Origin of the sequence: Yersinia alsatica, assembly GCF_025133195.1 — a bacterium.
GTDB classification, from domain to species: Bacteria; Pseudomonadota; Gammaproteobacteria; order Enterobacterales; family Enterobacteriaceae; genus Yersinia; species Yersinia alsatica.
Window position 1 is genome coordinate 4,568,893 of sequence record NZ_CP104006.1, and the last position, 13,144, is coordinate 4,582,036.

Sequence of the window (13,144 nt, forward strand, 5' to 3'; positions counted from 1 at the left end):
AACAACCGGTATTACAGCAAGTGACGTGCCGCTTCTACCACGATTTTTACTGCGTGGCTTTCAGTCGCTTTCATGGTTTCTTCGTTCGGGATCTCTTGCTGGGTGCGGTTTACAATCACCCCAGCAACCATACCAGCACGCAGGCCTTGACTCGCACACATGGTCAGCAAGGTTGCAGATTCCATTTCATAATTCATCACGCCCATAGATTGCCATTCTTCCATGGAGCCTTTAAAGCGGCGAACCACACGGCCAGAGAAAGTATCGTAACGTTCTTGGCCCGGATAGAAGGTATCTGAAGACGCCGTAATGCCAATGTGGGTGGTCGCACCAACCGATTTAGCCGCGTTAACTAATGCCGTCGTACAGTCAAAATCAGCTACAGCCGGGAATTCCATCGGTGCAAAATGCAGGCTGGCACCGTCTAAACGTACCGCCGCAGTCGTGACCAATACATCACCAACATTGATATGTGGCTGAATGGCACCGGTAGTACCAATACGCAGGAAAGTCCGCACACCAAGCTGCGCTAACTCCTCAACGGCAATGGACGTTGATGGCCCGCCGATACCGGTTGAACAGACAATCACAGCTTTGCCATCAAGTTCAGCACGCCATGAGGTAAATTCACGATGCGAGGCCAGATGCACTGGGTTATCCATCAATTTAGCGATTTTCTCAACACGCTGTGGATCACCCGGAACGATAGCCAGAGTCGCCCCTTGCAGATCGCTTTTAGTCAGGCCCAAGTGAAAAACGTCGGATTTAGCCATGTGTGAGACTCCTCTTTCATGAGAGATGTTATAGGGAGGTACAAAGGAATACTTTACTCAAAATCACCCCATCATTGCGTGATGGATGTCACTTTGACAAAAGAAATGAATATATCAAATACATTAAATTAGTGACTCAAATCACAAAATAAAATCAATGAGACTGTTTTTCATACAAATCAGACCACAGACATAGTCATTTTATATATGAATAACAAGAATAGAACTCATTGATTAATGTTGTATGTTTATCTTTATTCGCTGACTTATTAGACAGATCCCATGTTGCAATAAAACGCTGAATTACTGCAAAACCTGATCTCATTAATCTCAAAGATTACCTATAGTTAAAGTCGAGAACAGCCAATATAGGGCAACAGGTTATTCAGCCCAGCCAGTATTCATCGCGTAATACTTTCCTCATTTCGCAAGGAGACCACAGTGAAAACTGATCAACTTATGACTCTCAGGCCAACAGCAGCTGGCTTCACACCTGCGGTCGCTCCTCTGGCCTCGACGACCCGCCATACCGATCAACAAGGTATTCACTGCGGAGAAACCACCATCCCCTCCCAAGGCGATGAATTGCCAGCTTATATTGCCAAACCCGCGCAACATACCGGCCCTTACCCGGTCATTATTGTGGTGCAAGAAATCTTTGGTGTGCATGAACATATTCAAGATATCTGCCGCAGGCTGGCAAAACAGGGTTATTTGGCCATCGCTCCCGAACTGTTTTTCCGTCAGGGAGATGCTAAAGAATATGATGATATTAACGCGTTATATAAAAATTTGGTCAGCAAAGTCCCCGACCGTCAGGTTATGGTAGATCTTGATCACGCGGCGCATTGGGCTTCCCGCCATGGCGGCGATACCAGCAAACTGGCGATTACCGGATTTTGTTGGGGAGGGCGAATTGCATGGTTGTATGCCGCCCATAACCCACAGTTAAAGGCTGCAGTAGCATGGTATGGCAAGCTAGTTGGAGAGAAAACCTTGCTGCTCCCGAAATATCCAGTGGATGTTGCAGTCGACCTCAGTGCACCCGTGCTAGGGCTGTATGGCGGTAAAGATGGCAGCATCACGCAAGAGCATATCGACACCATGCGCCAGGCGTTACGTGCCGCGAATGCTGATGCAGAAATCATTGTTTATCCTGATGCAGGGCACGCATTTAATGCTGACTATCGTCCCAGTTATCATGCAGAATCGGCATTAGATGGCTGGCAGCGCATGCTTGACTGGTTTACTCAACATGGGGTGAGCGCCCATCCGGTACCTGAAGAAGATAAATAACAGCCATAAAAAAGGGCGCAAAAAATGCGCCCAAAATCTCACACACAGAGTAAATCGTAATTTATGAAACCTGTTCTTCACGCAGACGTTGCGCAGCCAGCACCATGTTTGTCAGTGCCTGACGGGTTTCCGGCCAACCGCGAGTTTTCAAACCACAGTCAGGGTTAACCCATAAACGTTCCGCAGGAATACGTTGAGCGGCTTTACGCAATAAAGCTTCAATCCATTCCACACTTGGCACATTCGGCGAGTGAATATCATAAACGCCGGGACCAATCTCATTCGGATAGGCGAAGTCTTCAAATGACTCCAACAGTTCCATATCTGAGCGCGAGGTTTCGATGGTAATCACATCAGCATCCAGCGCAGCAATGGAATCCATGATGTCATTGAACTCGCAATAACACATATGGGTGTGAATTTGAGTATCATTTTGCGCCACCGCAGCATTCAACTTAAAGGCATCGACCGCCCATTGCAGATAGGCTTGCCAGTCAGCACGACGCAGAGGTAAACCTTCACGCAGGGCCGGCTCATCAATCTGGATGATACCAATACCGGCCTTCTCCAAGTCTTCCACTTCATCACGCAGTGCCAGTGCAATTTGTTTGGCAATGGTTTCACGGCTGACATCTTCGCGTGGGAATGACCAACACAGGATAGTGACCGGCCCGGTCAGCATGCCTTTGACGGGCTTGTCCGTCAGGGATTGCGCATATTTAGCCCATTCAACGGTAATGGCTTCAGGGCGGCTGATATCACCAATAATGACTGGCGGCTTAACACAGCGCGAACCGTAGCTCTGCACCCAACCATTTTGCGTAAAGACAAAACCGTCCAGATGTTCGCCAAAGTATTCAACCATGTCATTACGTTCTGCTTCGCCATGCACCAGGACGTCCAGACCCAAACGTTCCTGCTCTGCAATAGCTTGCTTGATATGTTCGCTGATGCCAGTGCGGTAGTTTTTACCGTCTAGGCGGCCTTGTTTGAAGTCCAGACGCAGGCCACGGATCTCGGTAGTTTGCGGGAATGAGCCGATAGTGGTGGTCGGCCATGCGGGTAAATTAAAGCGTTTGCGCTGCGCAGCGGCACGCTCTTCATAAGGTAATTGGCGTTCAATATCTTGCGCAGTAATGGCCGCCAAACGTTGTTCCACTTGTGCATTATGAACACGGCTGGAAGCACGACGAGCACGAATTGGCGCGCTATATGCTGCTAGCTCAGCCAGTTTGGCTTCGGTTGGTGCATTTAATGCCTGCGTCAACAATGCCAGTTCGGTACATTTTTGCAGGGCAAAGGCGAACCAGCTTTTCACTTCTGCATCAAGGCGCGTCTCTTCACTTAAATCAATCGGGCTGTGCAATAACGAACAAGAGCTACCAAGCCATAGTGGACGACTATTAACCAGTGGTTGCAGACGTTCGAACCAGTTGCTCAGGTCAGCACGCCATACGTTACGACCATTGATAACGCCCAGTGATAACAGCCACTCTTTTGGCAGTTCGGCATTCAGGGTAGCAATGTCATCATGACCCGCGACCACATCAACATGCAGACCTTGCACCGGCAGTGCGCGGATAGTATCAAGGTTGTGGCCGATGCTATCAAAATAGGTGGTCAGCAATATTTTAACCTGACCTTGCAGTGCCTGATAAGCCGGTTGGAATGCAGCCAGCCACTCTGGTGGTAACTCTAGCACCAGTGCGGGTTCATCAATTTGCACCCATTCAATACCGCGTTTTGCCAGTTCAGCCAGCACTTGCTGGTAAACGGGAAGAATATCTTTCAGCAGAGATAGGCGGTCGAACTGCTCACCTTTAACTTTACCCAGCCACAGATAGGTTACCGGGCCAAGCAGTACTGGCTTGATTTTGTGGCCCAATGCCAGGGCTTCATCCACTTCATCTAACAGTTGAGTCCAACCCAGTTTGAACTGCTGGCCCTGTTGGAACTCCGGCACCATGTAGTGGTAGTTAGTATTAAACCATTTGGTCATTTCTGCCGCGGCTGCCGGTTTACCGGTTGGAGCACGGCCACGACCAATACGGAACAGAGTATCCAAATCAATAGAACCATCAGCATTCTGATGACGCTCTGGAACATTACCCAGCAGCAAACTGGTGGTCAGCACATGGTCATACCAAGCGAAGTCGCCGACTGGCACTAAATCAACGCCAGCTTGCTGTTGCTGTTGCCAATGGCGAGCGCGCAATTCGCGACCCACATTGAGCAATTCTTCTTGCGTGGAGTTGCCTGCCCAGTAACTTTCTTGTGCTTTTTTCAGTTCACGTTTCAGACCTACACGCGGAAAACCCAGTGTGTGATTTAAAATTGTCATCGTCTTATTTCCCATTTAGCCATCCAGATGTTTACACATCCATAATCCGCAGGTACTGTATAATCCACAAGCGCAATTTGTTCACTGTCACTGTGAAGGACTCTCATGATCGAACTGAAACACTTACGCACCCTGCAAGCTTTGCGTAATACCGGCTCACTGGCTGCGGCGGCGACACAACTTCATCAGACCCAATCGGCCTTGTCCCATCAATTCAGCGATCTGGAGCAACGTCTGGGTTTTCGTCTGTTTGTGCGAAAAAGCCAGCCGCTACGTTTCACCACACAAGGTGAAATCCTATTGCAGTTGGCAGAACAGGTGCTGCCACAAATTAAGCAAGCCCTGCAAACGTGTAACGAACCGCACCAAACTGCACTGCGTATCGCCATTGAGTGCCATAGTTGTATTCAATGGCTGACGCCAGCGTTGGATAACTTCCACAAAAACTGGCCGCAAGTGGCGATGGATTTCAAATCAGGTGTGACTTTCGATCCGCAACCGGCGTTGCAGCAAGGAGAGCTGGACTTGGTGCTAACCTCGGACATTTTGCCGCGCAGTGGCCTGCACTATTCACCTATGTTTGATTTTGAAGTACGTCTGGTACTGGCTCCAGACCATCCTTTAGCCAATAAAGCCCGCATTGAGCCAGAAGATTTGGCGCAAGAAGTGTTAATGATTTACCCGGTACAGCGCCAAAGATTAGATGTCTGGCGACATTTCCTGCAACCGGCGGGGATTAATCCCCAATTGAAGAATGTGGATAACACCCTACTACTGATTCAGATGGTATCAGCCCGCATGGGTATCGCCGCCCTGCCACACTGGGTGGTAGAGAGCTTCGAACGTCAGGGATTAGTGGTAACAAAAACGCTGGGGAATGGGTTATGGAGCCGGTTATACGCTGCCGTCCGTGATGGGGAGCAGCGCCAACCGGTCACTGAAGCTTTTATTCGTTCGGCTCGGCAGCACGCTTGCGATCATCTGCCGTTTGTAAAGAATGCGGAGCGACCCAACGGCGGTGTACCCATAGCGAAGCCATTATCACAATTGCCCCAATGATAAAGCTGGGCCAATGGGGCTTCTCTTGCCAAATGGCCAGATTCACCAGTAACCCAGCCGGAACATGCACGTTATTCATGATACCCAAGGTGCCGGCATCTACCTGTGTCGCACCATAGTTCCACATGAAGTAACCCAGAGCTGAAGCCCCCACACCGAGCCAAACCAATACCCCCCATTGCAACGATGTCGTTGGCAGTTTCTGTGGATTACCAAAGGCGAACCAAGCCACCACCGCTACAATCAGAGCACCGACATAGAACCATGAAAATGCCACATGCTGCGGGATTGGGTGGACTTCCATCAAGCGCTTATACCCCACTTGGCCAATGGCAAAACAGATATTTGCCGCCTGAACCAGCATCAGCCCCCACCAAAAGTGTTCGCTCAGATGGTCATAACGAATAATGGCCGCCCCCACCACCGCCAGCAATGCACTTAGGGCATAACTCCAACGCAGGCGCTGACGGCGCAGCAAATCATAGATTAACGTGACATACAGTGGAGTCATCACGGTGAACAGCAAAAATTCCGGCACAGTCAAATAGAGATACGCGCGGAAGCTGAACAAGTACATGATACCTAACTGAATTGCGCCCACAATCATATACAGCAGGATCACCCGCCAGTGGATATTGCGCCAACGCAAGAAGGGCAAAAAGACCAGCGCCGCCAAGCCAACACGCATCAGCACAGAGAACCAGCTATCCACATGCCCTGCCAGATATTCGCCAATTAGGCTAAAAGAGAACGCCCATAAGATGGTGGTAATGACCAGTAAAAACACAGTAAGTTGGCTCTTTGAGGTGATAAAGTGCAATTGTAGCGGAAGCGGGAGAAAGTTTTTACACGAACTAGGTTTACATAAGGTCAATAAACAACCACATGAATAACATTCACCTCTCAGTCAGTCGCTGAAATGAGGTTATGCGGCCAAAATAGAGATTGAATGGGGGCCATCCGATGAAAAAAAGTCATTATCTTTGCGCAATTTTACTGGTTCTACCCGGAGTCAACTGGGCGCAGCAGCCCAGCGCGGTATTATCCACTGAGCAACAACAGCACTTGTTCAATCAACGCAGCACGCAACAGCAGCAACAGCGCATGCTGAATAATCAGCAACAAGAGCAGCGCCGATTACAGCAACAGCGGCAATATGATCGCGACCAGCAACGCCTGTCGGCCCCTAAATCCCTGACTCCGTTGCAATCTCAATCAAATAACCCACTAGATCGTACCGCGCCTGCGGTTACAACCCGGCACCAATAATGGTCAGGATCAGCGGCGTAGTCACCGCCGCAAGCACGGTGGACATCACTAAACTGGCGGCCGCAGGGCCGGTCAGCACATTAAATTGACGCGACATCAAATAAACATTCACGCCAGTTGCCATTGAGCCCAGCAATACCACCACCTGAGTTTCCAGTGCTGGTAGATTCATGGACCATGCCAGCGCCCAAATTACCATGGGCTGCACAATTAACTTGAGCAAACTGATGGCACTGCTGATTTGCCAGCCGTCAGTCACACGGTATTCCGCCAACCCCATCCCCAACACGATTAACGACAGCGGCGGGGCTATTTGGCCTAACATGGTGACGGGTTGGTCGATAACCGGCGGGAGTTGCAAACCGGTTAAGCTGAATAAGGTGCCCGAGATAATCCCAATAATCAGTGGATTGGTCAGCACGCTACGGGCTGTTTTGGCAAAGCCGGCCAAAGTTGGTGAACCATTGCGCGCCCACTCCACTGAGATAGTCACTAATGTCCATAAAATCAGGCCATTAAATACCAAGACCAATGCCACTGCCGGGATAGCTTTTTCACCCAACATCAGGGTCGCGATCGGTAGCCCCAGCATCACGTTATTGGAAAAAATCCCCCCGAGGGCAAATACCGAACCGGACACGCCATCCAGATGGAATACCCGGTTAGCCACAATGCGCCCGATAACAAACACCACCAGACAACTGCCAAAATAGGCAATGAGTAGGCGAGCATCAACCGCTGGGCGTTCGGAGAAATCGCACATCATGCGAAATAGCATGGCGGGTAAAGCGAGCGAGAAAACAAAACGGGTTAGACCATCAGTGATGGTAGACGGCCACTTGCCAAATCGTACTAAGCAGTAGCCCAGTGCGAGCAAAACAAATAGCGGTGAAGACAATACAATCTGGTGCCAAAGCGAAATAACAAAGGCGGGCATGGTTAACGTCCTGTCAAACCGGGCCAGGTCAGCCCGTAAATGTAAGAGTGGCTGACCTGTTCTGTTTTCCGTTTTATTTATACCAACGTCATTGGAGTTACAGGTAGGCAGCAAATGAACGAATCCCGAATCACATACTCAAGTATGTGATTCGGGTGAGTGAGTGCGGCTAACACCCAGTGACTTCAAGTACGAAGGTAGAAGTCTGTACCCATTAAATCTATACGGTCAGTACAGATACAGTCAACGCCCCAATTTAACAATTCTTTCGCCCGGGCTGGCTGGTTGACGGTATAGACCAAAATACGTAACCCAGCAGCTTTGAGTAATGCCACCCGCTCTGCCGTCAGTTGCTTGTGGTTAATGTGCAAAGAAACACAATCCAACTGGCGGGTCATCGCCTGCCAATTATCATCCCATTGATCCAGTAATAAGCCACGCGGCAGCTCAGGTGCAGCATGCTGCGCGGCGGCTAATGCATCAAATGAGAAAGACGACAATAGTGGCGGTATCGCCTGACCTTGCCACAACGCGCGAGCCGCTAGCGCAATGGCTCGCCCAGTGGGGATTTCAGTGCCGGTGGTCGGTTTAATTTCAATATTAGCGGCCATGCCGTATTGAGCACAACGAGCAGCAACGTCAGAGAGCAGAGGTAAGCGCTCACCTCGAAATGTGGTGCTATACCAATCACCCGCATCCAGTTGAATCAGCTTTTCCCAAGGTAAATCCCCGGCGACGCCCCAGCCATTACTGGTTCGCTCCAACGTATCGTCATGGAGCAGAAATATCTGGCCGTCTTGCGATAATTTTGCGTCAAACTCGATCATCTTATGACCGTGACTGGCGCCGACATCAATGGCTGCCAAGGTATTTTCTGGTGCCAATGAGCCGCCCCCACGATGGGCAACAATAGCAGGATAAGGCCAGTTTTTACTCATGATTCCATCCGTAATCCGCTTTCTGAATCAAAAAAGTGCAGCGCTGCTGAGGGCAGATATAAATAGAGCATACTGCCCGCCACTGGCATTTCTTCATGGGATAACCGAGCAATAATGCTCTGCCCACCCCACTGCCCGTGCGCCAAATTATCCGCCCCGAGTAATTCCAGAGTTAATAACGCCATCGGCACACCCAGTGCTGAAGTTGTTTGCTGAATATGCTCTGGACGGATACCCAGGGTCAAGCGCCGAGAAGCCCATTGTGGCCGCGGGACTTCCAACGACAAAGCCATTCCATCAGATAAAATAAACGCGCGCCCATCTGGGCTAACCGTTCCGGCTAATAGGTTCATCGCTGGCGAACCAATAAAACTGGCGACAAACAGTGAAGCCGGCTGTTTGTAGACCTCACTCGGCGTGCCAATTTGCTCCGCAATCCCTTTGTTCATCACAATCACCCGCTGGGCTAGCGTCATGGCCTCAACCTGATCATGAGTCACATACAAACTGGTAGTTTTCAGTCGGCGATGCAATTGTTGCAGTTCAAGGCGCATCTGCACCCGTAATTTGGCATCCAAATTAGAAAGTGGCTCATCAAACAGGAACACCGCCGGTTCGCGCACAATAGCCCGGCCCATAGCAACGCGCTGGCGCTGACCACCAGAAAGCTCGCGTGGCTTGCGCTTCAGCAGTGGTTGTAGCTCCAAAATACGTGCCGCTTCATCCACCCGCTGGCGGATCTGTTCTTTACCAAAACCTCGAATTTTTAGCCCGTAAGCCATGTTGTCAAACACACTCATATGGGGATACAGCGCGTAATTCTGAAAGACCATGGCGATACCACGGTCTTTGGGTTCCAAATCGGTCACTCGCTGATTATCAATATAGATATCGCCGCTGGTGGTGCGCTCCAACCCTGCCACCATGCGCAGCAGTGTTGATTTACCACAACCGGACGGGCCGACCATGACGATAAACTCACCGTCGGCAACATCTAAATCAATCTGTTTAATCACCGGCGTGACGCCGTCATAAGATTTGGTTACTGCCTGAAGCTTTAAACATGCCATATCAGATTACTTCTCACTGTCTACCAGGCCGCGTACAAACCAGCGCTGCATCAGAAGGACCACCGCGACCGGTGGAATTAACGTTAGGATCATCGCCGCCATCACCTGATTCCACTGTGTTGGCGCACCGGAGGTGGAAATCATGCTTCTTATCCCTGCTACCGCCGTCCCCATAGAGGCATCGCTGGTAATCAGAATTGGCCAGAGATATTGGTTCCAACCATAGATAAAAGTGATAACAAACAGCGCCGCCAAATTGGTTTTTGACAGCGGCAAAACGATGTCCCAGAAAAAGCGCATAGCACCAGCGCCATCAATACGGGCTGCTTCCAACAACTCATCCGGCAGAGTCATAAAGAATTGGCGGAATAAGAAAGTGGCGGTGGCGGATGCCATGAGTGGCAACGTCAAGCCGGTGTAGCTGTCTAGCATATTCAGGTTCGCAATCACCTGAATAGTCGGGAAAATTCGCACTTCTACCGGCAACATCAAGGTGAGGAAAATTAACCAGAAAAATAGATTTCGCAGCGGAAAACGGAAGTAAACGATGGCATAGGCCGATAGCATCGATACCGTGATTTTGCCGATGGTAATCGCCAAAGCCATCACAAAACTGTTAAACAGCATCAATCCAAAAGGGGCGCTGTTGTTGCCCACACCGGCGTGCCAAATATGGCTAATGTTCTGCCATAAATGAGGGCCAGGTATCAGAGTCATTGGCACCTGAAAAACCTGCGTGTCATCCAACGACGCCGCCACAAAAGCCACATACAGCGGGAACAGGATCAGCAGCACGCCGATAATCAGCATGACATGACAGAAAATATCCAGCCCGCGACGATTCTCAATCATTGGTAACGCACCTTACGCTCAACAAAACGGAACTGGATAACCGTCAGGCCAATCACCAGCAACATCAGCACCACCGACTGGGCAGCAGAACTGGATAAGTCCAGCCCGGCAAAACCTTCACGGTAAATTTTATAAATCAGAGTCGTAGTTGCCTGTACCGGGCCTCCCCCTGTCGCTGCATCAATGACCGGGAAAGTATCAAAGAAGGCATACACCAAATTCACCACCAGCAGGAAAAAACTCACCGGAGAAATCAGCGGCAACACTAAATTGAAGAAGCGACGCACTGGCCCAGCGCCATCAATAGCAGCGGCCTCGACCAAAGAGCGCGGGATGGATTGCAGTGCTGCGAGGAAAAATAAGAAGTTATAACTGATCTGCTTCCACACGGAAGCCAGCACCACCAGAAACATTGCCTGCCCGCTATTTTGAGCATGATTCCAGGTGTAACCCAGGGTGCCGAGGAAGTGAGTTATCAGTCCTAACCCTGGATTGAACAGAAAAATCCACAATACCGCCGCCACCGCAGGGGCCACAGCATAAGGTAAAATCATTAACGTCTGATAGATACGGCTGCCACGCAGGACGTAATCCACCATGGCCGCCAGAAATAGCGATACAACCAAACCGATCCCCGCCACCAAAGAGCTAAAAATCAGCGTGGTGTAAAAGGAAGCTAAATAGTATTCATCCTGAAATAGCTGAATAAAGTTACTCAGCCCGACAAATTGGCTAGAGAGGCCGAAGGGGTCCAGTGTTTGCACCGAATACCACAATGCTTCACCGGCAGGCCATAGGAAGAAAACCGCGGTGATTGCCAGTTGGGGTAATACCAACAAATAAGGCAACCAACTACAGGAGAAACCGGGACGGGAAGATGACATAGAGTTAACCGTTTATCGAACTAAATGCTGATGACTGCACAACACTATTTGGCATTACAGGCACAGCCAGTTTGGCTGCGCAGACCGCAAGCCCAAACTGGCAAATAAAATAGCCAAATAACGTTATTTATTCGCTTGCTCGAAGCGACGTAGCAACACATCACCCCGCTTCACTGCGGTATCCAAAGCTTCCTGAGGTGTTTTCTTACCCGTCCACACTCCTTCCAGCTCTTCATCTACCACGGTACGAATCTGTGGCATATTGCCCAGACGCAAGCCTTTGGTATAAGGCAATGGCGGTTTATTCAGCATTTGACGAGTGGCAACATCAGCGCCCGGATTCTTATCATAGAAGCCTTGCTGTTTGGTCAACTCGTAAGCTGCAGTAGTAATCGGCAGGTAACCGGTTTTTTGGTGCCATTCAGCAGCAATTTCCGGTTGAGCCAGATATTGCAGGAATTCCGCCACGCCTTTATAGGTATCTTTGTCTTTGCCATCCATCACCCACAAACTTGCACCACCAATAATGGCGTTTTGTGGGGCATTTTTAGCATCTGCGTCGTAAGGCATCATGCCGACGCCATAGTTGAACTTGGCATAATGACGAATATCGGCCAGTGAACCAGAAGAGGCGGTGGTAATCGCACAGTCGCCATTATAGAACTTGGCGGTTGATTCATCTTTGCGGCCAAAATAGGTGAAATCACCTTTCTTGTTCATATCTGACAGCAACTGAATATGCTTAACCTGCAATGGCTTATTGAACTCCAGCACCGCATCGATGCCATCAAAACCATTATTGCGGCTGGCAATCGGCTGACCATGCCAGGCACTGAAGTTTTCAATTTGAATCCAACCCTGCCAGCCGCTGGCGTAACCACAGCTTGAGCCAGCAGCGCGTAACTTAGCGGTATCTTCCGCCAGTTCTTGCCAGGTTTTAGGCGGTTGGTCAGGGTTCAAGCCCGCTTTCTTGAAAGCATCTTTATTGTAATACAGCACCGGCGTGGAGCTATTAAATGGCTGCGATAATAAGTGCCCAGTTTTGGCATCAGTGTAATAACCTGCCACTGTTGGCACAAAGACGGATTCGTTAAAATTGATATCCGCATCTTTAAACACCTGGAATACCGGCTTGATAGCTTTACTGGCCATCATTGTCGCGGTACCGACTTCATAAACTTGTAAAATAGCGGGGGCTTTTCCTGAACGGAAAGCAGCAATACCTGCGGCCAAGCTCTGTTCGTAGTTACCTTTATAGACCGGTACAATCTTATAATCGGTATGTGACTGGTTAAAACGATCCGCTAATGAATCGACCTCTTTACCTAACTCCCCTTCCATTGAATGCCAGAAAGGAATCTCAGTGACAGCCATTGCATTGGCACTGAATGCCAAGGTAAGCGCGATACAAATCGACGTTTTACGAATAGTATTGTTAAACATATCTAGCCCCTGAATAAATCTGTATGGCTCACTTCAATGAATTGCTGCTGGTGAGCGAAATAAATCAGTTTTTGTTCGAAAGCAAACATGACACCATTTCATGACAGAAATATAACCTTCACGTGACAGAAAAATGACAAAGAAATCAGAACAGAAACGAAATTAGCTTTTAATGCCACGACGAGTAACGAATATAATTAGTATTTCTGCTAAATTCATTGACCGCTAAAATAAGGTTTATCCAACGATATAATAAAAATTAAAGTATCAATTAGGAATTTA

12 protein-coding genes are annotated in these 13,144 nt (G+C 49.3%); 3 read left to right on the forward strand and 9 right to left on the reverse strand.

Features of this window, described 5'->3' with window-relative positions:
- Positions 1 to 11: 11 nt before the first annotated feature.
- Entirely contained in the window at positions 12 to 773 is a 762-nt protein-coding gene (udp, locus tag N0H69_RS20655; RefSeq protein ID WP_050152132.1) for a uridine phosphorylase, read from the reverse strand.
- A 441-nt stretch (positions 774 to 1,214) separates the two neighbouring features.
- Between udp and N0H69_RS20660 the strand changes: the two genes are divergently transcribed.
- On the forward strand, positions 1,215 to 2,069 hold the full coding sequence (locus N0H69_RS20660) for a dienelactone hydrolase family protein (RefSeq protein ID WP_050109772.1): 855 nt from the start codon (positions 1,215 to 1,217) through the stop codon (positions 2,067 to 2,069).
- Positions 2,070 to 2,130: 61 nt separating this feature from the next.
- Here N0H69_RS20660 and metE read toward each other — a convergent pair whose 3' ends face one another.
- Positions 2,131 to 4,410, reverse strand: coding sequence for a 5-methyltetrahydropteroyltriglutamate--homocysteine S-methyltransferase (metE, locus tag N0H69_RS20665; RefSeq protein WP_072077687.1), 2,280 nt, complete (start codon positions 4,408 to 4,410; stop codon positions 2,131 to 2,133).
- 105 nt (positions 4,411 to 4,515) lie between these two features.
- Between metE and metR the strand changes: the two genes are divergently transcribed.
- Positions 4,516 to 5,469: an HTH-type transcriptional regulator MetR gene (metR, locus tag N0H69_RS20670; RefSeq protein ID WP_050109768.1), complete on the forward strand. Its 954-nt coding sequence runs from the start codon at positions 4,516 to 4,518 to the stop codon at positions 5,467 to 5,469.
- Here metR and N0H69_RS20675 read toward each other — a convergent pair.
- Positions 5,357 to 6,256 carry a carboxylate/amino acid/amine transporter gene (locus tag N0H69_RS20675; protein ID WP_050123874.1) on the reverse strand — a complete coding sequence of 300 codons (900 nt, stop codon included), beginning with the start codon at positions 6,254 to 6,256 and terminating at the stop codon, positions 5,357 to 5,359. The genes metR and N0H69_RS20675 overlap by 113 nt on opposite strands.
- A 176-nt stretch (positions 6,257 to 6,432) precedes the next feature.
- Here N0H69_RS20675 and N0H69_RS20680 point away from each other — a divergent pair, with 176 nt between their 5' ends.
- Positions 6,433 to 6,738 (forward strand): hypothetical protein, encoded by a 306-nt coding sequence (locus tag N0H69_RS20680; protein ID WP_050152134.1) that lies wholly within the window; start codon positions 6,433 to 6,435, stop codon positions 6,736 to 6,738.
- Here the strand turns inward: N0H69_RS20680 and N0H69_RS20685 are convergent.
- The 6 genes from N0H69_RS20685 to ugpB form a co-directional block, all read right to left on the reverse strand.
- The gene (locus N0H69_RS20685; RefSeq protein ID WP_050123875.1) at positions 6,719 to 7,675 is read right to left on the reverse strand and encodes an AEC family transporter; all 957 of its coding nucleotides are present in this window, start codon (positions 7,673 to 7,675) and stop codon (positions 6,719 to 6,721) included. The two genes, N0H69_RS20680 and N0H69_RS20685, sit on opposite strands and share 20 nt — an antisense overlap.
- A gap of 185 nt (positions 7,676 to 7,860) precedes the next feature.
- Positions 7,861 to 8,613, reverse strand: a complete 753-nt coding sequence (gene ugpQ / locus N0H69_RS20690; RefSeq protein WP_050152135.1) for a glycerophosphodiester phosphodiesterase — start codon at positions 8,611 to 8,613, stop codon at positions 7,861 to 7,863.
- Positions 8,610 to 9,683 (reverse strand): sn-glycerol-3-phosphate import ATP-binding protein UgpC, encoded by a 1,074-nt coding sequence (locus N0H69_RS20695; RefSeq protein ID WP_050152136.1) that lies wholly within the window; start codon positions 9,681 to 9,683, stop codon positions 8,610 to 8,612. The genes ugpQ and N0H69_RS20695 overlap by 4 nt, the downstream gene beginning before the upstream one ends.
- Before the next feature lie 6 nt (positions 9,684 to 9,689).
- Positions 9,690 to 10,535, reverse strand: a complete 846-nt coding sequence (ugpE, locus tag N0H69_RS20700) for a sn-glycerol-3-phosphate ABC transporter permease UgpE (RefSeq protein WP_050109758.1) — start codon at positions 10,533 to 10,535, stop codon at positions 9,690 to 9,692.
- Positions 10,532 to 11,419: a sn-glycerol-3-phosphate ABC transporter permease UgpA gene (gene ugpA, locus N0H69_RS20705; RefSeq protein ID WP_050109757.1), complete on the reverse strand. Its 888-nt coding sequence runs from the start codon at positions 11,417 to 11,419 to the stop codon at positions 10,532 to 10,534. The genes ugpE and ugpA overlap by 4 nt, the downstream gene beginning before the upstream one ends.
- Positions 11,420 to 11,542: 123 nt before the next feature.
- Positions 11,543 to 12,862: a sn-glycerol-3-phosphate ABC transporter substrate-binding protein UgpB gene (gene ugpB / locus N0H69_RS20710; protein WP_050152137.1), complete on the reverse strand. Its 1,320-nt coding sequence runs from the start codon at positions 12,860 to 12,862 to the stop codon at positions 11,543 to 11,545.
- Between the last annotated feature and the right edge of the window lie 282 nt (positions 12,863 to 13,144).